We start from the raw sequence: 21,854 nt of genomic DNA, 5'->3' as shown, positions 1-21,854 counted from the left end.
CTCCGGTCAACGTGAATTGATCAGTAACGGACGGCGACAAGCTTCCCCTCGCGCCGCAGCAGCACCTTTTCCGCCTCGATGCGCTCGATAGCCCAGCCGCCATCAAGCATCGCGCCCTCAAGATACTTCTGACCTCTGATCAAAAGATGAGGATGGTCGCCCCGCCACACGCCTTCGATCGACAGCGATCCCGGCAGCTTCTCTTCCTTGACGCTGACGCCGTTCACAAGGGTAATGTCGCCTTCAAAGCGTTCATCGAACCACCGCTGGACGTTCTGCCACTGCGGCGCAACCTTCGGATCGATGGTCCCGGTCGCCGCGACGATTCCGGCGCCGGGTTCGATCTGGACATTCAGGATGCCCAGGCGCTCGATTTCTGCTTGCATCGCATCGGCTGCAGCTTTGACTGTATCAAACGCAAGATCGGGAACCATGATGCCGCCTTCGCGCTCACGCGGTGCGGCTTCCCTGGCAATGCCGGGCAGCTGGATATCAGCCGGATTCGCCGCCGATGCGAGCAGCGTCTGCCGCAGATCGCCACGAAATACGCTCGCCGTCTGCGAGAGCGGCGTGTCCGCCAGCGAATGCATCATCAGGGCAATCGAAACAATACTGACCAGACTGACCAGCCCGGCGCCCATGAGCAGGCGCGATCGCGTCAGCGAGACGCCGAACGGGCCGCCTCGTGTCGGCATGCTGGCATCGTCAGAGCGGCTGAGATGCACCTCGACTGCGCCGATCTTCATGTGACAAGGCGTGGTGACCGTCTGCCGGACGCCCGCTGCGAGATATTTCTGCGGCTCCACGGAAATTCGGCCCGCCAGAGCCTCGATCTGAAGGTTCGGTCCCGAGAGGTCGATCACGGCGTGAAGCGGCTCGACATCGGCTTCCATCAGCACAATGTCGGCATCCACCGAGCTGCCGATCGTATAGCGCCCCGCCGCGAACGCGTGCGACGAACCGGCATACAGCCCCGACTCGATCGACATCGTCAGGCATGGGGATGGCATTGACATGGCGCGCTCCGAATTCTTCGAGACTGGAAACCCGGCGTTCTGCAAGGCCGTGCCAAGGCGGGACGAACGAGACAGACGCGAACGCTTGCGGTGCGCGGGATGCGCGCACCGCAAGCAATAAGTCGACGATTACTGAACGCGCTCGTCAGCCACCTTCTTCTGGGTATTCTGGTCGACCTGAACGCGACGCAGCTCCATGCTCTTCTGCATGGACTCCTGATAGGTCTTCTTGAGCTCGTCCATCATGCCCTGGAAGTCACCGCCCGCTGCACCACCGCCGCCGCCAGCGACTGCGTTTGCTGCGTTGCCGACCGCACCAATTCCGTTCATCTTCATCTCCTGTCGTTGATGTCTTCGATGTTTTCGCGATCTCCGCCGCGCACGATCTCGACTGCTGCCGACGACCGACGCGACGTCCATCAGGCTGCCGCGCGCAAGCTGCAGCCTGAAGCCGTGCACTCCGACAGGCGCTGGCGCCGAGGCATTCGGCCTGTCCGAGCTACGCTCGCTCGTTTACGAGCGACGCCCTGAAATTCTAGGAATCCTCTTCTTCTTCGAGCGCTTCCCGGCCCATATCCATGATGTCCATGAGCGGCTGCATCGACATCATGCCGATCGCCTTCTGCAGCTCCGCCTCGAAGGCCTGCGACGCCTGACCGCCGCCACCATTGCCGTCGATCGCGCCACCGACGGCTCCCCCCACCATGCTGCCGACCGGACCACCGAGAGCACCTCCCGCGATTTGTCCCACCGCTCCGAGTATACCCATGATGAATTCTCCTTCGCTCATCTCGCGGTGCGACCGACCGATCTGGCCGAGCGCTGCGCGGATTTGAATGCGATCGTGCTGTCGCGGATCGCCGCGACTGACCGATGATCCGTCCGCGCGGGCTGTCGCCTCAACGGACCTCATGGTGAACAGGCTATGAGCCTCAGCTTTCAGGAAGCTGACGAGAGACCGGCTTTTTGAGGAAGCAACAGGAAGACATGACTCGGATCAGGCACGGTCAGCGTGGATCCTGCCGTCCATTGGGTGAACTAGGATCGCCGTCGCGCTGAGCCGGCCCGTCGGACGACTCGTTCGTGCCGAAGGTCGATTCCAGTCGTCCGTTGCGGAGAATCGTCGTTTGCGAGCCGCGAAAGACCGTCAGAACCGCATCGCGCAGCAGCGGCGGCTCGGCCCGCGCCTCGGCCGGTTTCGGACGCGCTTGTTCTTCGGCGATCAATCCGTTGAGCGTCTGCTCGACCAATGCCACGAATCGCGGTGGTCCGGTGACCAGCACCAATTGTGTATCGGGCGCCGGCCGCACCTCATATCGCTCATCCGCGACATTGAACGCTGCAAGCGTCGATGCCAATCGCTCGAACGGGACCGGGCCCGGAACAAGCAGCCGACTTTGCGCCTCGCGAGCGGACGTGACGTGCAACACCTGTCCGTCGAAATACCACTCAAGATTATAAAGTGAGGCAAGCCTGTTCAGGAAGGCCAGCGGTGGCAGATCGGGAAGGCGCCCTTGAATCCGACCACGCACCTCCTGGCTCACGTTCACCTTGATGTTGAGGTTGCTGCCGAACTCAAGAAGGGCCGCCGACAAATCCTGGTTGATGACAGTGTAGGTATAGGTGGTATTCGGCAGATCGAGCTGCGCGCCGATGGCTGCCGCCGATGGCAGCAGAACCGTAGCCGCCGCCCCGACGGCTGCCGAAAAGCACCTGGCAAGAACCGACTTCGTAAAAGAGCGGCATGTCGTGCCACGCGAGGCGCTGAAACTCTGCTCGAGAACTGATGTCATTGTAAACCTGTCGCTTGCGCAAGCTCATCGTTTGATCGTTATCCGACACATATTTATCGAATCGATGACACGGCTTGAACCGGCATGTTCGTCACCTTCCGGTCAGCTACGCTCCATAGCCTCCCCGCATCGCGCGTGACGCGACGCGACTCCTCGAACGTCAAGCCTTGAGTCAAACCATGTCCTTTGATCCGCTGGCGGCCATCAACGGCGCGGTTTCCAGCACCGTGCCGACGCACGCAAGCACGGTGCCGACCGACCAAGCCAACGGCACGTTTTCCCGCGTGGTCGCAAACACCTCGTCAGAGGCGGCCAATATCACCACGCAGGTGCCAGCGCGCGCGCAAGAAAGCAGGCCTGAGCTCACGCGGGTGGCCTCCGTGAGAGAATACTCGCTGACATCCCTGCCGCGAAATCAGCAAGACGGAATGGGGCACCACGTTCTGGACCGGTTAGAAACGCTCTACCGCGGCGATCAGCGGCTTCGACAGGCAAATGCGCATGGCGCGACCGACACACCGCCAGTGGCTCTGGCCGGCGCCGGACTCCCGCGCGGGCCCGCCGCGGCGCCGCTGGACCGGGCAGCAAGATCCGCTGACAGCTTCGACATCATGCTGCGCAATTTCGAGCAGGTTTATCAGCAGTCCATTCAGGTCGGCCTGATGACCAAGAGCACGGGCGCTTTCACCACTTCGATGAACAAACTGATGTCTTCGGCGTGACGCGCGGCACGACATCCTTGGCCCCAAAACGGAGACGTTCATGACCGCCATCCGTGCATTGGTGAAAGTGGCAATTCTTGCACTCGTCTTCTCTACGTTGGCAGGATGCCAGGCGGAACTTTATTCCAAGCTCGGCGAGCGCGAAGCGAACGATATGATTGCGCTTCTGCACAAGAACGGTATCAGCGTCGAGCGTTCGTTCGCCAAGGACGGAACCAGCCAGATCAGCGTCGACGAAAGCCAACTCGCCCAGGCCATCGAGCTCCTCAAGGCGAACGGCCTGCCGCGCCAGACGTTCACCAACATGGGAGAGGTCTTCAAAAGCAGCGGACTGATTTCGTCACCGACAGAGGAACGCGCGCGCTTCATCTATGCACTGAGTGAAGAGCTGTCGCGAACGATCTCCGATATCGACGGCGTTCTTTCGGCGCGGATTCACGTGGTCCTTCCGAAGAACGATCTGCTGCGTCAGGATGCGACGCCGTCATCCGCATCCGTTTTCATTCGTCATGATGCTCGCGCACCGCTGAAATCGCTGCTTCCACATGTCAAGATGCTGGTGGCGAACAGTATCGAAGGCCTGTCCTACGAAAAGGTCTCGGTCGTGTTGGTACCAGTCGAGCGGCCGCTTACCGAGTCGGCGGCATCGAGGATGGCCAGCGCAACAAATCAGAGCGGCTTCATACCGTCTCGGGCGCTCGGTGGTCCATCGCAAACGCTCTATCTCTCACTTGCGGGCTTTGCCGCGTTGCTCCTGACCGGCATGTCGGCCTTCTGGTTCGGTCGCCGTCAAGGCAGAAACGCGCCCAAGAACTCGCCGCCAGCAGCCAGTGTCCGTAACGATCCGGCCAGGATCGAACGCCCACCGTCGCACGATCGAAGCGCCGACCGGCCAGTCGCGCAGCGCGCTGCCTGAGGGTGACGCTTCCGGCAGAGGATTTTCATGCCAGCCACATCCACTCCAGGATCTGCAGGGAAGGAAGCGCTTACGCGTGACGCAAGCCGGCTCGCCCTTGCCGCCCACCCGCAAAGACTGGCGGACGCATTCGACCGTCGGCTTTCCGTTGCCGTTGTCAGCCGGCTGCAAGGCTGCCCTCGCCTTCACGAGCGCATCGCAACGTTGCTCCTCCATCAGCGGGGCGCAGATTCGAGCGGCTCGATTGCAGACAACGCGCCGGCAGAGCGACGAGAGACGTTCGAACGCCTTTTTCAAGTCGACCTGAAGGAAGCATCGCACCTGGCCGGCGCGGCGTGGCACGCGCACTCGCTTCGCCAGATCATTCACGGTCGCGACGTCGCCGATCTGATCGCCCGGATCGGACGACGCGCTCATGCCTTCGGCCTGCGACGCGGCGGCGTGGCGCCCGCGATGCGCTCCCCTGCGTCCGACGCTCTGGCGGAACAGATCGAACGCGACGGGCACGCGTGTCTTGGCGTCTGGTTTTCTTCCTTTCCTTCCTCCATGCGGCAACAACTTTACCTCCGGTTGCCACCCGACACCGCCGCCGAGACCCCCGATCTGAGCGATGCGCAACAGAAATTGGCACTCGGCTTGATCGATCCGGTGCTGTCAGAACTCGATGAGTCGATGAATGCCTTCGAATGAGCCGCCGGTGCGCCCCAAGCTCAAACCATGCGGCCCCGTTGTCCGAGCCGAAGAATTCAATCATTGGCGCGAGGCATCGCGCGCGGTCGATGCGGCACACCAGTATCTGAAATCAATGCAGGAGCTGGCCCAGGCTGCCTACGAGCAGGAAAGGCAGCGAGGGTTTGCCGACGGCCGTGAGGCCGGCGCAAAGGAAGCAGCACAGGTCGCAACGAATTTGGCCGGCGAAGCCGCGCGCTATCTCAACGAGATCGAGCGCGCCGTTCCATCCATGATCATGATGATCGTCGAGCGCATTCTCGGCGCATTCGACGAGACGGAATTCGTCACGCGAGCCGTCCGGCAGGCCGTAACAACACTCGCCGGGTCCGACATTTGCCTCCGCGTCGCGCCGGAGATGGTCGAACCGTTGCGACGATCGTTGGACAGAGACAGCAACGCTCTCCAACTGCGCATAGAGGCCGACACCGGCATCGAGCCTGGCGACTGCCAGATCGTGACGCAGGCCGGCAACATCGATGTCGGTCTCGCCGCCCAGAGCAGAGCGCTGCGAAACGACCTGCAGCAGCGACTGGGCGCGCTCGAAATGGCCGGCACCAATTGGCAGCGTGCCTCATGACGGAGGAGCGGCTCTCCATTCGTTTCTCGTCGCAGCTTCCGCGGCTACGTGACGCGGTTCAACAGATCGACACACGCCCCGTCAGAGGTCGTGTCACGAAAGCGGTCGGCACGCTTATCCACGCGGTGGTGCCGAACGTCCGGATAGGTGAACTCTGTACCATCGCGGACGCGCAGGCCGGCCATGCGATCAGTGCCGAGGTCGTCGGCTTCACCAGCAAAGCCGTGCTGCTGACGCCGATCGGTGAACTTCACGGACTGTCGATGCGCAGCGAGGTGATACCGACTGGTCGGACCATGACGACACCCGTCGGCGATAATCTGCTCGGGCGCATCATCGACAGCCTCGGACGGGCGCTCGATGGCGGTCCACCGATCAATCGCCGAGAGAGCGTGCGCCCCCTGCACGGCCCCGCGCCCAACCCGCTATCGCGGCAACTGATCGATCGCCCGTTCAACGTCGGATTGCGCGCCGTCGACGGCCTGCTGAGCTGTGGCGAAGGCCAGCGGCTCGGCATCTACGGCGAACCAGGAAGCGGCAAATCTTGGCTGGTCGCACACATCGTCAAGAATGCGGATGCCGATGTCGCGGTCGTCGGCATGATCGGCGAACGCGGCCGCGAGGTCCGGGAGTTCATCGCTCGACAACTCGGCGAGGAGGGCTTGAAACGCTCCGTCCTTGTCGTTGCAACCTCCGACAAGTCTCCGATCGAACGGCTCAAGGCGGCGTATGTCGCAACCGCGATTGCCGAACATTTCCGTGACAGCGGCCGACGCGTGCTGCTTCTGATCGACAGCATCACCCGCTTTGCGCGTGCGGCGCGCGAAATCGGCCTGGCTGCCGGCGAACCACCCACCCGCCGCGGCTTCCCGCCGTCGATCTTCGCAACCCTGCCACAGTTGATAGAACGCGCCGGCATGGGTGAGCGCGGCTCGGTGACGGCTTTTTATACCGTCCTCGTCGAGGGAGATGGCACCGGCGATCCAATCGCGGAAGAGACGCGGGGCATCCTCGACGGCCACATCGTTCTCTCTCGCACGCTCGCGAGCTCCGGGCATTTTCCGGCCATCGACGTGCTCGCAAGCCGCAGCCGGCTGATGGAGGCAGTGGTCTCCCGCGAACATGCCATCGATGCCGGCAGGTTGCGCTCCCTGCTCGCCCGCTATGCAGAGATCGAATTTCTGATTCAGGTCGGCGAATACAAGCAGGGCGCAGACAAATTGGCGGACGAAGCCGTCGCCAAGATCGGCGAACTTCGATCGTTCCTGAGGCAATCGCCCGATGAACGGACCACCTTCGAGGAAACCAGACGATGGATGGCGCGCCTCGCCTCACAATGACCAACCTGCGCGCGCTGTCGCGCTATCGTTCGCAACGCGAGCAACAGGCCTGCCGCATCATGCAGGCCGATGCTGCAGCGCGCGACCGGGCGCGTGACGCGCGCGATGCGGCCGCGGCCGCACTCGCTTCTGCGGAGAGAGCGCGGTTGGTCGGCGAACAGCGCTACTACGGCGAGCTTGCCCATGGTGCGAGACTGACAATCGACATGCTGTATCGGGCGCACGAGGAGTTGGCCCGGCTGACGGAGACCGTGCAAGGCGCGGAGCGTCTCGCCAAAACCGCAGGTACGACACTCGCACACCGTGAGGAGGAACTGCTTCGATCCTCGGCGACGTATCGCGCCAGGCATCGTGAGGTCAGAAAATCGCATCTGCTGCTGGCAAAGCTTGAGGATGCCATCCGTTCGCGGATGGAGCTGGTCGACGAACTGGAGACAGAAGATCAGAGCGGCATCCGGCACACGAACAAGACCACCGCTCAGGGAGATTGGTTGTGACCAGCGCCCGACGCGCGCTTGGGCTCCATCGCGAGCCGCGGCAGGACGCCGACGTAACGCCGTGGCACCCGCAAACGATCTACGATCAGCCAGATCTTGCCGTCCTCAATGCCTGCTCCGTCCGACGTGGGTCATTCAAGGGGCTGGTCGAAGGCTTGCCGATCGAATTCGACTTGTCCCCAATTCATGCAACGAGATCTCCCGCGGCCAATCTCGATTTCGAAGCGATCGTCAGCTGGGGCGAGGCCAGTGCGAGGGTCAGGCTGGCCTGCGCGAACGTCCTCCGTCTTCTGGACCTGATTGAGCCCGGTCTTTCCGAGGATCTTCCCGGTGAGCCGACCCTGTCCCTGCTCATCGAGCTCGCCCTCGCCCCCCTGTTCGCGAAGATCGAGAGGTCCAGCGGAACGTCGCTGGCAGTTCGGTCGCCGTCCCGCCGTGCGTCGAATGATCCCGCGGCCTCTGATCCGCGCTCGCACTGGCTTGTGTTCCACGGCAAGCTGGACGGCACTCCTTTCGAGCTTGTGTTTGAGTTCGACGGCCGTGCATTCGAAAGTTTCGCGGCGCTTCTGCAGCATGCGGCATCGGCGAGGCGCCCCCTCGCGGAAACATCCGCACCGATCATAGCGCTGTTCAGCGCGGGAACTGTGCGGCTACCGGTACGCGTGCTGCAAGACCTGCACCATGGCGACGTGCTGATACCGGATGAATTTCCGTTTGAGCGCGGCGAGGTGGTTCTCACCTTTGGGCATCGATATCAGGCTATTGCGCACCTGAAAGAAGACGGCGCGCAGGTTCGATCCGCGCTTCAGCGCATCAAGTTCGTTCAGGAGATCAATACTATGGAGGCCAAAAGCGCGCCCCGCGCCGTCGAGACAGAACTTGGCGACCTTGAAATTCAGCTGACGTTCGAGCTCGGACGGCAGATCGTCGAGCTCGACCAGCTGCGGACGATAGCGCCTGGCTATGTGTTTCCGCTCGGGCGATCGCCCGACGATCCGGTCGACATCGTGGCCAACGGACGCCGCATCGGCCGTGGCGAGATCGTCCGCGTCGGCGACGGCCTGGGGGTCCGTCTGATTCGCTTGTTCGACCATGGCTGACATACAGCCCGGCATTCTTGCACTTATCGCGATCACCTTCGGCCTGGGCCTGCTGGTCTTTGTCGTCGTGACGACGACCTCCTTCCTGAAGATCTCGGTGGTGCTGTTCCTCGTTCGCAACGCCCTCGGCGCCCAGCAGGTGCCTCCGAATATCGTTCTGTACGGTGCCGCGTTGATTCTCACGGTGTATATCAGCTCGCCGATCATCGAGCAGGTCTACGGGCAACTGAACGATCCGACTTTGCAGTACAGGACCTTCGACGACTGGGGCGTTGCGGTGAAACGCGCCCAGGAACCGGTTCGCGACTACCTGAAGCGCTTTACCAAGCCGGAAGAGCGGCAGTTCTTTCTATCGGCCACCGAACGCGTCTGGCCGGCCGATATGCGCAATCGCGCCACCGAGGACGATCTCTCCATCCTCGCACCATCGTTCCTGCTCGCCGAACTCAAGCGCGCCTTCGAAATCGGCTTCCTGCTCTATCTTCCATTCATCACCATCGACCTTGTGGTGACGACAATCTTGATGGCGATGGGCATGTCGCTGGTCTCACCGACGGTGATCTCGGTCCCGTTCAAGCTGTTCCTGTTCATCGCGATCGACGGCTGGTCGCGACTGATGCACGGGCTCGTTCTGAGCTACGCCCAGTAATTGAGGGAAGACCGATATGGACGAGGCCAGCATTCTGACACACATGAGCACGTCGCTCAGCCTGTTTCTGGTGCTAACGCTGCCGCCCCTGCTCGCAGCGCTGGCCGCGGGATTGATCGTCGGGATCCTGCAGGCTGCCACGCAGATCCAGGACCAGACGCTGCCGCAAACCGTCAAGCTGCTTGTCGTTGTCGCCGTTCTCGGCCTGCTCTCTCCACTGCTTGCCGGCCCGCTGATCGATCACGCCCGACGGGTGTTCACGGAATTTCCTGCGCTCACGACGCGTTGATGGACGGTCGCCTGCGATGATGATGCTGTTCTCATCGACGGATTTTCAGCAGTTCATCGACAACGCACTGACGGCATTGCTGGGCTTGGGCATCGCCGCCATGCGCACCCTGGGCGTCACGCTGGTGTTCCCGGTATTCACCAAGGCGGAGCTTGGCGGCATCCTCCGGTCGGGCTTTGCGCTCGCCCTGGGTCTTCCTGTGATGTGGCACGCGATCGAGAGCACTGCCGCATTGGGGCCCAATCAGGGCGCCCAGCTCGTGCTGATCGCGATGAAGGAACTGCTCGTCGGCACGCTGATCGGCTTCATGTTCGGCGTTCCGTTCTGGGCCATTCAGGCAGTGGGTGAGCTGATCGACGAGCAGCGCGGCGTAACCAACGAGGAAGCCACCGATCAGGCAACGCGGTCGCAGGCATCATCGCTCAGCCTCTTTCTCGGCATCAGTGCGATTGCCGTTTTCGTCGCCGCCGACGGCATGCGCATCCTGGCGGGGACCTTATATGACAGCTACGCGATCTGGCCTGTGACAAGCTTTACGCCAAGGCTCACGCTCGACAGCGCGCTTTCGGTCGCCAAGACGCTCGATCACATCCTTGGTTATGCGCTCCTGGTCGGCGGTCCTGTCATCGCACTGTTCCTGCTGCTGGATCTGTCGGTCATGTTGATCGGCCGCTCGGCTCCACAGCTGAACGCATATGATCTGCCGCCAACGCTGAAGAATGTCGTGTTCGTGCTCTTCATCGGCATTTACGTCACATACCTGATGGACTACATGCGGGACGAGCTCGCAGGAACGCATGGCATCAAGACCCATCTTGAGCGGTTTCTGCAGTGAGCGACACCAGCGAACAGAAATCCCTGCCGGCTTCTGCCAAGAAGCTTCGGGACGCCCGCGAGAAGGGGCAGATCGCCCATAGCCACGACTTCGTCAGCGCAGTCGGCGCGGTGGCGGCGATCACGTATCTATGGTCGTTTGCGCCAAATATCATCGGCCTCTGGCGAGAAGCGCTGCTGCTTGCCGCAGACCTGCAGAACGAACCGTTTCAGGTGGCGCTGCCGCAGCTCGGCGCAGCTCTCATCGCACTGTGCTGGCGCACGGTTCTCCCGCTGCTGGCGATTGCCGTCGCCGCCGGGACGCTTGCCAACCTCGTCATGAATCGCGGCTTTCTGTTCTCGCTTGAACCGATGATCCCCAGTCTGGAGCACATCAATCCGTTCACCGGGTTCAAGCGCATCTTCGGTCTCAAGAACTGGGTCGAACTTGCAAAGACCATCATCAAGGGCCTGCTCCTCGGGTCCACGCTGGTCATCGTAGTCGCAGGCACGCTGAGCACGCTGGTTCGGCTGCCGATCTGCGGCGAAAGCTGTATCGGCTTCGTGTTCGGCAGCATGGCGAAGCTGTTGCTCGCCATCGGCATTGGCTTCTTTCTTGCAACCGGGCTGATCGACATTCTGCTTCAACGCTGGCTGTTTCTGCGCGAGATGCGCATGACAGTGACGGAAAGCAAGCGAGAAGTGCAGGATCAGGAAGGCAATCCGCAAGTGCGCGGCAGCCGTCGACGCCAGCGGGAAGAGCAGGCCAGAGAGCCTCCCATCGGTGCACGCAACGCGACGCTGTTCATCCGCGGCGAAGATGTCGTCATCGGACTTCGATATGTTCGCGGCGAAACGTCCGTGCCGATCGTCGTTCACCGTGTGCGAGGCACGGCTGTTCAATCACTTCTGGACATTGCCGCATCGGCTCAGATCCCGGTGGTGGCGGAAGCGGCGCTTGCCCGCAGCCTGCGGCGGAAGCCTCGGCTTGGAAGCGCGATTGCCAGCCAGCAGTTCGAACGCGTTGCGCGTGCGATGCTGGCTGCAGGCCTTGTGTAGCCTACTGCCCGGCGGCCGCGGCCGGTGCCGCAGGAGCAAGCGGTGGCACGATAACGGGGACCGCCGCACCGCTTCCGTACGTCTGCGGCGCCGTCGTCGTCGGGCTGCGGAAGGCCCGATAGCGCGCCACCGGAATGGCTGCCCGCTCGCCATCAGACGGAGGCACGGCAGAATTCACCAACAGATCCTTCGGATCGTTGACCATGGTGGCAAGGTTCGCCAGGTTCGAGCAACCGAGCGTCGGCTCGAAGTCGTTGTCGTTTGGTGATGACGTGATCTTCAGCGAGGGACATCCTGGTGGAATTGCTGTATAGCGCACGGCAACGACACGCGTTGTAAAGCGGTAACGCTCATCGGCCGGCTCGTTGATCTCTTTCACCTTGAAGGGCGCGACACCCATGCGGATCGCGCTTCGCGCCACGGCGTAGCGAGCACGCGGATTGATCCCAACGACGTGAACGTGAATGGCGTCGAGCCGGCCATAGCTGGCCGTATACAGGAAATCCTCCAGCCGGCGCCGGTCGGCGGACGCCAGGGTCCCACCTGAACCGCTGGAAAGCAAAAGAATATGCGGCGCAGGTTCGACCAGCGCAACCGGCGGCGTCTCGATATAGGTATTGCAAGCAGAGAGAAGCGGCGCGGTCAGACCGACAGCCAGCAGTGCGACGGACGCGCGCATCCGGTTTGTCCTTGTCATTCGAGGATGAATCCATCTTGGAGCGGTCGCGGAACTTTCACCTTCGGAGCCTGACGGCCCGGTGGGGGTGATCCAACCCTGTTCAGAAACACACGATCGACATCGGCGGGCGGTGCGACGCGATCGGTCGGCGCCTGCATCTGCGACGCGCTGATGGCCGGCCGTACGATATAAGGCGTGACGATGATGACGAGCTCGGTTTCGTCCTTCTGGAAGTTGCTCGAGCGAAACAGCGCACCGAGGACCGGAATGTCCCCCAACCAGGGGAACATCGAGATGTTGGTGCTGAAGCCTTTGCGGATCAGGCCGCCGATGGCGAAACTCTGTCCGCTTGCAAGTTCAACCACCGTGTCGGCACGCCGCGTCGCAAGCGCCGGGATCATGAAGCCGTTGATCTGCACCTGGCCACGACTGGAAATGTCGCTGACTTCCGGCTTCACCCGAACGCTGATCATTTCACCTGCAAGAACCGTCGGTATGAATTCAAGGCTAACGCCGAACCGCTTGAACTCGACACCGACGCGATCAAGGCCCTGCGCGACCGGAATTGGAAACTCGCCACCCGCCAGAAAGCTCGCCGGCTCGCCGGAGACCGCCGTGAGGTTCGGTTCCGCTAGGATCGACACAAGGCCTTCGGCTGCGAGCGCGTCGATCACGGCGGAGATGTTGGTGCCGCCCGCGCCGAATCCGACGAACGCAGAACCAGCTCCTGTCGGCGATCGGATGATCTGCCCCAGCGCACCAACGGCCGGACGGCCGTTCACGAAGCCGAAGCGGAAATTTCCGGTCTCGGCAGTCGCATTAAGATTGAAGCCGAACTCCTTGGCAACGTTTCTGGCAACCTCCGCCACCCGCACCTTGAGGTTCACCTGCAACGCACCGGCGACACGCAACTTGTTGGTGATGATGGCACCCTGCCCCAAAAACTGCGCCGTAATCGATTTCGCGCTTTCCGCCAAGGCGGCATTGGGCACCGTGCCACTCAACACTGCGCCGTTCGGCGTGTAGGACACCTGGATCGCATAATCGCCGACCTCGCTGCGGAGCATTTCGCGCAAATCCTCGATTGGCTGGGTCACGATCACCTGGTATTCGGCGATCGCCTGCTGATCCTCACCGAGCGCAAAGAAGCTCGTTCGGCCCGCCTTCTTTCCAAAGACGAACGCTGCGTCGTTGGACGGCGTCTGGATATCGGCGATGGAGGGATCGGCGATGAACATCGTCTTCGCCGGCTGCGAAAGCCGTATGGTCTGTCCGCGCGAGACATTCAGACGAATTTGGCCGCGATCTGCGACAACTGCCGCGGTGTCTTGTGCCGCCGGCTTGCGCAACGGCACCACACGCACGGACGGCTGTTCGGCTGCCAGCGTCTCGGTTGCGCCAGCTCCGAGAAGAACGCAGAACAACAACGTCCAGACTCTTGATGGTCGAAGCTTCACTTATCGTCGGCCTTTTCAGAATTACGCTTCACGAAGCGTCGTGAGGTCGACTGCGGCTGCTGATGCTCGGTTGAATTCTCGACTTCATGCCTTCCAAGTATTCTGACCGAGTGAGAGCGCGAGAAGCGTCGGATTGCGTCGCCTATGTTTATCACCTGTCGACCTGCGGTCAGCACGTGACGTGCTTCAGATGATCTAAACAGAACGAGATGTGGTCGAGACGACACACATTCATCAAACCTACTCAACACTGTCACATTCGAGTCATCTCACAGTATTATTTCTGTTGCACGAGGCTCGGAGAAACCTCCGAGTTCTTGCCGCTCGCATGCTTCGCTTCCGAAACTTCTGGTCGTGTAAGCACGAGGATGTAGCCGATACCGCGATCGGTTCTGATCGAAACGGACGCTCCCGCCTTTGAAAGGTGCGCTCGCAAGCGGTAGATGCCGACCTCCAGCGCATTGGAAGAGACTTCGTTGTCATAACTGAACAGACTCTCTTCCAGCGCAGCCTTCGGGACCACGCGCCCAAATCGGCGCATCAGTACTTCAAGCAGACAGACCTCTCGACGTGGGACCTTGACCGAAACGCCGTCGATCCACACCTGCCGTCCGGCGGGATCGAACTCGACATTGCCGGCGCGCATCACCGGTCCCAAAGCGGTAGTCGGCCGCCGCAAGACGGCGCGTAAACGCGCAATCAGCTCATCCATATTGACAGGTTTCAATATGTAGTCGTCGGCACCCGCGTTCAGGCCTTCGACGCGATCGTCAACGCTATCCATTTCGGCCGTCAGGATCAGCGCAGGGACGAACCAGCTGGACCGCCGCCGATGACGGAGCCAATGAAGCCCATCTCCGTCCGGCAGCTTACGATCGAGAAGGACCGCATCGTAGGTCACTACTGCAACGGATTCGGATGCGTCCTCCAACGTGCTTACCGCATCTGCGGTAAAACCGTTGAATCGCAGGATATCGGAAATTACGGCGGCGACCTTCGGCTCGTCCTCGACCAGAAGCACCCGCATCTTTTGCCCTCCCCAGACAAACTGCCGTGCCGCATCAAACCCGTTCTACGATCAACCTTCGGCACCGACTGAATGCACGTCTCAGGAAAGACGATACATGCGATCGCGTGTGAGGCTTCGCTCAGAACGTGCGCACCCGACATTCAGGTGCGTTGAACCTCTTTTCAGTGACGTTCTGACGAAGGCATCGGGACGAAGTCAGCCGACCTGCTTGAGGCGAGGAGCTGTCATGCGGATACGTCAAACAAAGGCTGCTCCACTTCGTACGGGGGCTCCAATCGGGCTCGAGGAAGCTCAATACTGATTCGAGTTCCGACGTTAGGAACGCTGCGAACGCTGACATTGCCGTTCGATTGCCTGGCGAAATGCCTGACCATGCTGAGACCGAGGCCATTTCCCTTGCCGTTGTCTTTCGTCGTGAAGAAGGGTTCAAAGATTCGCTCCACCGTCGCAGCCGGCATGCCTACGCCTGTATCGCTTACGGTGATGCGTACATACTCGGGCGCCTGTTCGTCCTGTCGATCTCGGTGATCCGCCGCAAGGCAAACGTTCTCCACACGAATGCTCAACTCGCCGCCGTCGGGCATGGCATCGCGCGCATTGATCGCCAGATTGACGATGGCGGCCTCAAGCTGCGGCCGGTCGGCACAAACAGGCCAGCATTCCTTGTCATAGTTCGTATGGAGCTTGATGTTGGCACCAAGCGCGCAGTCCAGCAGATCCATGATCGACTCGACGGTTTCGACGACATCGACAACATCGGTTTCGATGGAGCGATGGCGGACGAAAGCGAGCAAGCGACTGGTCAGCTCAGCGCATGTCTGCGCGCCTTCAAGCGCTGAGCGGAGGCGGCGGGAGGCACCGCTATTGTCGCGAATAAGCAGTTGAAGCAAATCGAGATTTCCGATCACCACACTCAGCATATTTCTGAAGTCGTGAACGATGCCCCCGGTCAGTCGACCGACAGCCTCCAGCTTGCTGGCATGAAGCAGCCCCGTCTCGAGTGATCTGCGGTCGCTGACATCGAGCCAGAATCCAAAGAGCTCGCGGCTGCCATCTTCCCGGAGTTCGCTCAGGACCGCATGATCAAAGACATATTTTTCGCTGCCGTCGGCGCAACGCCAGCGATACTCGATGCTGACGGAGCCTGCTTTGTCGATGTCCGCGAACGCCCGAGTCACCCGTCCGTGTTCTTCAGGGTTGAGCCGGGCCTCCCACAGATTTGGTTGTCTCAGGAAATCTGCGCTGGAAAAACCCGACAGGCGACGGATGCTGTCGTTGGTAAAGCGCAGACGCCGCAAACCAGAGCCGCACGTTGCGGTGTAAAGGGCGATCGGCAACGATTGCAACACGAGCGACTGATGCTCCTCGCGCTCCCGAAGCCGCTGCTCGGCGGCGGTCTTCTCCTTCTGAATGCGCAGATTTTCCAGGAGCAACCGCTTTTCCTGCTGCGCGAGCCACCGCACCTCCTCGGTCTTTCGATAAAGATCGAGGAGGATGTCGACCTTTGAGCGGAGGAATTTTGGATTGATCGGCTTGAAAACATAGTCGATTGCACCGGCAGCATAGCCGCTTGCGATCTGCGGTTCATCGCGATCGTAAGCCGTTACAAAAATAACGGGGATTCGCGATGTGCGCTGATCCGTCTTCATACGGGCAGCCACCTGAAATCCATCAAGGTCGGGCATCCGCACGTCAAGAATGACGACTGCAAAGTCGTTCTGTCGAACCTGGCTCAGAACGTCCCATCCAGATCGGGCCTGAACGACTTCACGATCAGGAGCCGTCAGAATGGTATCGAGCACCATCAAGTTTCGGGAATCATCGTCGGCAATCAGGATCTTGGGTCTCGCAACCGCATCATTCGCTTGATGCGAAATCCGGGGCGCCAGAGTTTCGATCAGCATTCGTCGCAACTCCCACCGGAAACAATCAAGGATCGCTTGCGCGATACCCAGATTGCGAGGGCCGAATGAAATAGCGGTACGGCGTTGCGAATGATCACGATGACAGCCGATTTCAGGACGCGACATCGTCGCTCGACAACTCTGTCCATCAATCGTGGAGAGACTAAGATCATTCGTCAGCAAGCAACAGATTATTTGGAATAGCTCGAGCACCGCAGCCCGGACCTAAAATAATCGCAACCCGCGAATTAAGTTCCCTGGTCGCCGAGCCGCAGGCAAGAAAGTGCGCTTGCAAATTTGTGACAGACATATTTTTTCAGAAACGCGTGCACGTCGTCACGCAACTTCGTCAGCTTCACGTCAGGAATAGTCTTCAGTGCATGAGCGATCCGCGATCGTGTTGTTCACAACCAAGAAAGAGAAAGTCGCCGCGGCATCGCACGCCCGTCATGTAAATATCGTTCGTGAAACGCCGTCCCCAGTTCAGTGCGGCAGCAGCCATTCATGCACAAGCCTGCGGCCATCCGGTTCATTGAGAATTCAGGCCGACCCGGCAGCTTCATTGGCACGGCATTGCGTGGCAAAGGGTGCGCGCGACCAATGATCAGGGCAGATTCTCCTGCAGAATGATCTCCGTTCGCGAACGCGTCGTGCCTTCCAGAGGTGCACGTCCCGCTCGGAGGTTCGCGAAGATCGCCACGCAGTCCATGAGCGACGTCTGCGGATTTTGCGTAATGACGGCATCCATCGTTCCGTCGATCAGCATTGTTCGGGTGTCGGGCGAAAGACCGTGCCCGACGAAAACCACGTCTCGCTGACGTCCCGCTTCCTTCAGCGCACGGCCGATGCCATCCGCACCGCCGCCGATGTTGTAGATTCCCGCAAGGCCCGGATGCTGAGCAAGCAGTGTCTTGGTCTGCCGATAATTCTTCGCCTCGTCGTCGTGACCTTCGCGCAGGCCCACCACTTCGATCTGCGGAAACATCTCTTCGAAGAAATGCAGGAAGCCCATCTCCCGCTCTTCGTGCGCGCGATAGCTCAGACTTCCGGCAATCATCGCGACCTTCGCGGGGCGCGCGCCGATGAAACGTGCGATGAGGTAGGCGGCGGTGCGACCGGCAGAACGATTATCGAGGCCCACATACGCCACTCGACGTGTGTTCATGATGTCGGAAATGAGCGTGACTGTCGGCACGCCGCGGTCGGCCAGGGCATCCACGGCCTCGCGCACCGCCGGGTGTTCGATCGCCATGCAGGCGACGCCGTCGACGTCGCGTCCAACGCGACGCAGCGCCTGCGCAAGCAGTTCAGGCCTGAAGCTTTCGACGCGGTCGACGCGCGCGCGCATGTTGAATGAGGCGAGTTGATCCTGTGATGAGCCGATCAATCGACCGAGCAATGCCAGAAATCGGTTCGTGCCCGCGGGAAGCAGAAAGCCGAGGCGCCAGGGCTTGAGCGCCTGCGCAGGCAGTGCTCCATCCATCAGGTAACCGAGCTCGCCCGCCGCCTTCAGCACGCGCTGGACCGTAATTGCGCGAACGCCGGGACGCTGGTTGAGCACGCGATCTACGGTTGCGGTCGATACGCCCGAGAGATGCGCCACGTCTTCGATGCGCGCCAAGCGACGGCGCCTTGGAGGTTCGGTCATCGACTTTCCGGACACGGCACTCTCCAACGGTCAATACCATCAAAATCCATCAATAAATGAGTTTGACGGCCATCAATCTGGATTTCTATCGTCGGCCCACGAAAACGGCAACCGCCGATCAAAATCGCGATCCGGGAGGTGATGATGACCAAGGTGACCCGCCGTGCCCTGCTCGGCACACTCGCAAGCGCGCCCGCCTTGTCCGTCATCGGCATGCCGTTGATCGCCCGCGCTGCCGAGATCGAGCTGAAATACGGCAACAACCTGCCGCTCGGCCATCCGCTCAACGTCCGCGCTCAGGAAGCGGCCGATCGCGTGAAGACGCAAACCAACGGCCGGGTTGAGATCAAGATCTTTCCGAACAATCAGCTTGGCGGCGATACCGATATGCTCAGCCAGGTGCGCAACGGCGGCATCACGTTTTTTACGCCGTCGGCACTCGTGATCGCGACGCTGGTGCCTGTTGCGGCGATCAACGCGGTCGGCTTCGCGTTCGCTGACTATGACCAGGTCTGGAAAGCGATGGACGGCGCGCTTGGCGCGCATGTTCGCGCCGCCATTTCGAAGGTGAACCTCTTTGCATTCGAGAAAGTCTGGGACAACGGCTTCCGTCAGATGACGACGAGCGGCAGACCGATCGAGAGCGCGAAGGAAATGGCGGGTCTCAAGATCCGCGTGCCGGTGAGTCCGCTCAGCCTGTCCATGTTCAAGGCGCTCGATTCCGCTCCCGTCAGCCTGCAGTTCAGCGAAGTTTACACCTCGCTGCAGACGAAGGTCGTCGACGCGCAGGAGAACCCGCTACCAATCATCCAGGTCGCGAAGCTCTACGAGATGCAGAAACACTGTGCCGTCTCTAATCACATCTGGGATGGATTCTGGTTCATCGCAAACGGCCGTACCTGGAACGGCCTGCCTGCCGACGTGAAGAAGATCGTCAACGAAGCGATCAACGACGCCGGAATGCAGCAACGCGAGGACATCAAAAAACTGAACGCCACGGTCCGGACCGACCTTGAATCCAAAGGATTGTCCTTCAACAAGACAAACCCTGACAGCTTCCGCGCCAAGTTGCGCGAAGCCGGCTTCTACAAGGACTGGAAGGACCGCTTCGGCGCCGAGGCGTGGGGCCTGCTCGAGGGCGCGGTTGGCGCGCTCGCCTGAGCGGCCACGATTGGAAAGACGCTCCGATGGATGGACATGCCGTCGCCATACCCGCGTCGAGCGGGCAGGTCAGCAGGGCCGCCCGCGTTGCAGAGGCCGTGGACGGCGCCGTCGGCCGGACGGTCGAGCTGACGGCGGCGCTGATCCTGCTTGCTGAAGTCATCATCCTAGCTGCGGGCGTGACCGCACGCTATGTCCTGCACACTCCGCTCGTCTGGTCGGATGAGCTCGCTTCGATCCTGTTTCTCTGGCTGTCGATGCTCGGTTCGGTCGTGGCGCTCAGGCGCGGCGAGCACATGCGCATGACCGGCATCGCGGCGCGCGTGCCGCCGCAGGCAAGGGCCTTGCTCGAAGCGCTCGCGGTGACGGCCTCGATCGCGTTCTTGTTGTTGATCCTCCCGCATGCATGGGAATATGCCGAGGAAGAGCGCTTCATCGTCACGCCGGCGTTGGAGATCACCAACGCCTGGCGCGCAGCGGCAATTCCGGTCGGCGTCACACTGATGCTGGTTGCCGCCGTGTTCCGCCTGTTGCGTCTGAACGCCATCAAGGCCGTGTTGCTGGCGGTTGCGATCACGGCCATCCTCGTGACGCTGTTCTGGTTTGCCGGCCCGGCGCTAAAGCCGCTCGGCAAGCTCAATCTCATCATCTTCTTCGTCGGTGTCGTCAGCTTGAATGTCTTCGCCGGCGTGCCCATCGCATTCTCGTTCGCTCTTGCCACCTTCGGCTATCTCGCGCTCACCACGTCGACCCCGTTGCTCGTGATGGTCGGCCGCCTCGATGAAGGCATGAGCCATCTCGTGCTTCTCGCGGTGCCGCTATTCATCTTCCTTGGCGCGCTGATCGAGATGACGGGTATGGCGAAAGCCATGATCCAGTTCCTTGCTTCGCTGCTCGGCCACGTGCGCGGCGGCCTCTCCTACGTCTTGATCGGAGCGATGTATCTCGTCTCGGGCATTTCCGGCTCGAAGATCGCCGACATGGCGGCGATCGCGCCGGTGCTGTTTCCGGAAATGAAAGCGCGCGGCGCGAAGCCCGGCGATCTGGTGGCACTACTCTCGGCGACCGGCGCCCAGACCGAGACGATACCGCCGTCGATCGTGCTGATCACGATCGGCTCCGTCACCGGCGTGTCGATCGCGGCATTGTTTACCGGCGGCCTGCTTCCGGCGCTGGTGCTCGGGCTTGCGCTGTGCGTCGTCGTCTGGTGGCGTCATCGCGGCGAAGATCTCGGTCGGGGCGCGCGCTACTCGTGGCGGGAGATCGGACGGCTGGCGCTGATCGCTCTTCCTGCCGTGGCATTGCCGTTCGTCATTCGCGCCGCGGTCGTCGAGGGCGTGGCAACGGCAACGGAAGTCTCGACCATCGGCATCGCCTATTCCGTGGTGATGGGGCTTCTGGTCTATCGGCAATTCGACTGGCGCCGCCTGCCCGGCATATTGGTCGATACCGCAGCACTGACCGGCGCGATCATCTTTATCGTCGGATGCGCAACCGCAATGGCGTGGGGCCTGACGCAATCAGGGTTCTCGCAGGATCTGGCCCGGCTGATGGCGGGCATCCCCGGCGGCACCTGGGGCTTTCTCGCGATCTCGATCGTCGCCTTCGTCATTCTCGGAAGCGTGCTCGAAGGCATCCCGGCGATCGTGCTGTTCGGCCCGCTGCTGTTCCCGATCGCCAAGCAGATCGGCGTGCACGAGGTGCACTACGCGATGGTGGTGATCTTCGCGATGGGCATCGGCCTGTTCGCGCCACCGTTCGGCGTCGGCTACTACGGCGCCTGCGCAATCAGCAAGGTGAACCCGGACGACGGAATGAAATACATTTGGGGCTACATGCTCGCCCTGCTGATCGGTCTCGTCGTCGTTGCCGCAGTCCCGTGGATCTCCATCGGCTTCCTGAAATTCTGAACTGCATGAAAGGCATCTTCCATGAGCCGTTTCTTCGGCGAGATCCGCCAGGCTGGCTATGTCGTACCCGACATCGAGGCGGCAATGGATTACTGGACGCACGTCCTCGGCGTCGGTCCGTTCTTCTACAATGAGCGCGTACCGATCAGGAATTATCAGTACCACGGCGAGAGCTACGAGCCGCACAACTCGGTAGCGCTTGCGAACTCAGGGCCGCTGCAGATTGAACTGATCCAATGCCGCAATGACGTGCCTTCCATGTATCGCGACTTCACGCGCGCAGGCCATATCGGACTTCAGCACGTCGCCTATTGGACCGACAGCTACGATACCGATCTCGAACGTCTCCTCGCCCAAGGCTTCGAGCCTGTAATGGGCGGCGAAGTCGGCGAGCGCGGGCGCTTCATCTATTTCGACACGCACTACCATCCCGGCACGGTCATCGAGCTGTCGGAGGTCGCAGGACCGAAGGGCGAGATGTTCAGGATCATTCGTGAGGCCGGCGCGAACTGGGACGGCAAGGATCCGGTGCGTCCCTTCCCCGATCTCAACAAGCTCTGAC

At 61.2% G+C, this 21,854-nt stretch carries 23 protein-coding genes; 14 read left to right on the top strand and 9 right to left on the bottom strand.

Going from position 1 to position 21,854, the window contains the following annotated elements; genetic code table 11:
• Positions 1 to 20 precede the first annotated feature (20 nt).
• The 4 genes from RCO31_RS04140 to RCO31_RS04125 all read right to left on the bottom strand — a co-directional run bounded on the left by RCO31_RS04140 (position 21) and on the right by RCO31_RS04125 (position 2,809).
• Entirely contained in the window at positions 21 to 1,016 is a 996-nt protein-coding gene (locus RCO31_RS04140; RefSeq protein WP_308966959.1) for a hypothetical protein, read from the bottom strand.
• 129 nt (positions 1,017 to 1,145) lie between these two features.
• Positions 1,146 to 1,346 carry a nodulation protein NopA gene (locus RCO31_RS04135; protein ID WP_308966958.1) on the bottom strand — a complete coding sequence of 67 codons (201 nt, stop codon included), beginning with the start codon at positions 1,344 to 1,346 and terminating at the stop codon, positions 1,146 to 1,148.
• A 205-nt stretch (positions 1,347 to 1,551) separates the two neighbouring features.
• A complete protein-coding gene (locus RCO31_RS04130; protein WP_308966957.1) occupies positions 1,552 to 1,785 on the bottom strand; it encodes a hypothetical protein in 234 nt (77 codons plus the stop codon).
• 238 nt (positions 1,786 to 2,023) lie between these two features.
• Positions 2,024 to 2,809 carry a secretin N-terminal domain-containing protein gene (locus tag RCO31_RS04125; RefSeq protein WP_308966956.1) on the bottom strand — a complete coding sequence of 262 codons (786 nt, stop codon included), beginning with the start codon at positions 2,807 to 2,809 and terminating at the stop codon, positions 2,024 to 2,026.
• A 179-nt stretch (positions 2,810 to 2,988) separates the two neighbouring features.
• Here RCO31_RS04125 and RCO31_RS04120 point away from each other — a divergent pair, with 179 nt between their 5' ends.
• Genes RCO31_RS04120 through RCO31_RS04070 form a run of 11 tightly spaced genes read left to right on the top strand, consistent with a single transcriptional unit; the run spans position 2,989 to position 11,503 of the window.
• Positions 2,989 to 3,531 carry a nodulation protein NolB gene (locus RCO31_RS04120; RefSeq protein ID WP_308966955.1) on the top strand — a complete coding sequence of 181 codons (543 nt, stop codon included), beginning with the start codon at positions 2,989 to 2,991 and terminating at the stop codon, positions 3,529 to 3,531.
• Between the two features lie 40 nt (positions 3,532 to 3,571).
• A complete protein-coding gene (gene sctJ, locus RCO31_RS04115; protein WP_308966954.1) occupies positions 3,572 to 4,447 on the top strand; it encodes a type III secretion system inner membrane ring lipoprotein SctJ in 876 nt (291 codons plus the stop codon).
• 27 nt (positions 4,448 to 4,474) lie between these two features.
• The gene (locus RCO31_RS04110) at positions 4,475 to 5,137 is read left to right on the top strand and encodes a nodulation protein NolU (protein WP_308966953.1); all 663 of its coding nucleotides are present in this window, start codon (positions 4,475 to 4,477) and stop codon (positions 5,135 to 5,137) included.
• A complete protein-coding gene (sctL, locus tag RCO31_RS04105) occupies positions 5,124 to 5,756 on the top strand; it encodes a type III secretion system stator protein SctL (RefSeq protein ID WP_308966952.1) in 633 nt (210 codons plus the stop codon). Before RCO31_RS04110 ends, sctL begins: the two co-directional genes overlap by 14 nt.
• Positions 5,753 to 7,096, top strand: coding sequence for a type III secretion system ATPase SctN (sctN, locus tag RCO31_RS04100; RefSeq protein WP_308966951.1), 1,344 nt, complete (start codon positions 5,753 to 5,755; stop codon positions 7,094 to 7,096). The genes sctL and sctN overlap by 4 nt, the downstream gene beginning before the upstream one ends.
• Positions 7,069 to 7,593 carry a hypothetical protein gene (locus RCO31_RS04095; RefSeq protein WP_308966950.1) on the top strand — a complete coding sequence of 175 codons (525 nt, stop codon included), beginning with the start codon at positions 7,069 to 7,071 and terminating at the stop codon, positions 7,591 to 7,593. Before sctN ends, RCO31_RS04095 begins: the two co-directional genes overlap by 28 nt.
• The gene (gene sctQ / locus RCO31_RS04090) at positions 7,590 to 8,693 is read left to right on the top strand and encodes a type III secretion system cytoplasmic ring protein SctQ (protein WP_308966949.1); all 1,104 of its coding nucleotides are present in this window, start codon (positions 7,590 to 7,592) and stop codon (positions 8,691 to 8,693) included. The genes RCO31_RS04095 and sctQ overlap by 4 nt, the downstream gene beginning before the upstream one ends.
• On the top strand, positions 8,686 to 9,342 hold the full coding sequence (sctR, locus tag RCO31_RS04085; protein ID WP_308966948.1) for a type III secretion system export apparatus subunit SctR: 657 nt from the start codon (positions 8,686 to 8,688) through the stop codon (positions 9,340 to 9,342). The genes sctQ and sctR overlap by 8 nt, the downstream gene beginning before the upstream one ends.
• 16 nt (positions 9,343 to 9,358) lie before the next feature.
• Complete coding sequence (locus RCO31_RS04080; protein ID WP_308966947.1) at positions 9,359 to 9,631, top strand: flagellar biosynthetic protein FliQ; 273 nt, start codon at positions 9,359 to 9,361, stop codon at positions 9,629 to 9,631.
• A gap of 16 nt (positions 9,632 to 9,647) precedes the next feature.
• On the top strand, positions 9,648 to 10,466 hold the full coding sequence (gene sctT, locus RCO31_RS04075) for a type III secretion system export apparatus subunit SctT (protein ID WP_308966946.1): 819 nt from the start codon (positions 9,648 to 9,650) through the stop codon (positions 10,464 to 10,466).
• Complete coding sequence (locus tag RCO31_RS04070; RefSeq protein ID WP_308966945.1) at positions 10,463 to 11,503, top strand: EscU/YscU/HrcU family type III secretion system export apparatus switch protein; 1,041 nt, start codon at positions 10,463 to 10,465, stop codon at positions 11,501 to 11,503. The genes sctT and RCO31_RS04070 overlap by 4 nt, the downstream gene beginning before the upstream one ends.
• A gap of 1 nt (position 11,504) precedes the next feature.
• Here RCO31_RS04070 and RCO31_RS04065 read toward each other — a convergent pair whose 3' ends face one another.
• From RCO31_RS04065 to RCO31_RS04045, 5 genes are all read right to left on the bottom strand, one after another.
• Complete coding sequence (locus tag RCO31_RS04065) at positions 11,505 to 12,182, bottom strand: CpaD family pilus assembly lipoprotein (protein ID WP_308966944.1); 678 nt, start codon at positions 12,180 to 12,182, stop codon at positions 11,505 to 11,507.
• A 14-nt stretch (positions 12,183 to 12,196) separates the two neighbouring features.
• On the bottom strand, positions 12,197 to 13,606 hold the full coding sequence (locus tag RCO31_RS04060; RefSeq protein WP_308966943.1) for a type II and III secretion system protein family protein: 1,410 nt from the start codon (positions 13,604 to 13,606) through the stop codon (positions 12,197 to 12,199).
• 310 nt (positions 13,607 to 13,916) lie between these two features.
• Positions 13,917 to 14,666, bottom strand: a complete 750-nt coding sequence (locus RCO31_RS04055) for a response regulator transcription factor (RefSeq protein WP_308966942.1) — start codon at positions 14,664 to 14,666, stop codon at positions 13,917 to 13,919.
• Between the two features lie 227 nt (positions 14,667 to 14,893).
• Positions 14,894 to 16,573 (bottom strand): ATP-binding protein, encoded by a 1,680-nt coding sequence (locus RCO31_RS04050; RefSeq protein WP_308966941.1) that lies wholly within the window; start codon positions 16,571 to 16,573, stop codon positions 14,894 to 14,896.
• A gap of 604 nt (positions 16,574 to 17,177) precedes the next feature.
• Positions 17,178 to 18,221: a LacI family DNA-binding transcriptional regulator gene (locus RCO31_RS04045; protein ID WP_308966940.1), complete on the bottom strand. Its 1,044-nt coding sequence runs from the start codon at positions 18,219 to 18,221 to the stop codon at positions 17,178 to 17,180.
• A 144-nt stretch (positions 18,222 to 18,365) separates the two neighbouring features.
• Between RCO31_RS04045 and RCO31_RS04040 the strand changes: the two genes are divergently transcribed.
• Genes RCO31_RS04040 through RCO31_RS04030 form a run of 3 tightly spaced genes read left to right on the top strand, consistent with a single transcriptional unit; the run spans position 18,366 to position 21,853 of the window.
• Positions 18,366 to 19,382 (top strand): TRAP transporter substrate-binding protein, encoded by a 1,017-nt coding sequence (locus RCO31_RS04040; protein WP_308966939.1) that lies wholly within the window; start codon positions 18,366 to 18,368, stop codon positions 19,380 to 19,382.
• 26 nt (positions 19,383 to 19,408) lie between these two features.
• Entirely contained in the window at positions 19,409 to 21,292 is a 1,884-nt protein-coding gene (locus RCO31_RS04035) for a TRAP transporter large permease subunit (protein ID WP_308966938.1), read from the top strand.
• Between the two features lie 21 nt (positions 21,293 to 21,313).
• Positions 21,314 to 21,853 (top strand): VOC family protein, encoded by a 540-nt coding sequence (locus tag RCO31_RS04030; RefSeq protein ID WP_308966937.1) that lies wholly within the window; start codon positions 21,314 to 21,316, stop codon positions 21,851 to 21,853.
• Position 21,854 lies beyond the last annotated feature (1 nt).

The sequence above is a fragment of the Bradyrhizobium sp. LHD-71 genome, from assembly GCF_031157255.1.
Lineage (GTDB): Bacteria > Pseudomonadota > Alphaproteobacteria > Rhizobiales > Xanthobacteraceae > P52-10.
This window is presented reverse-complemented; position numbering and strand designations above follow the sequence as displayed.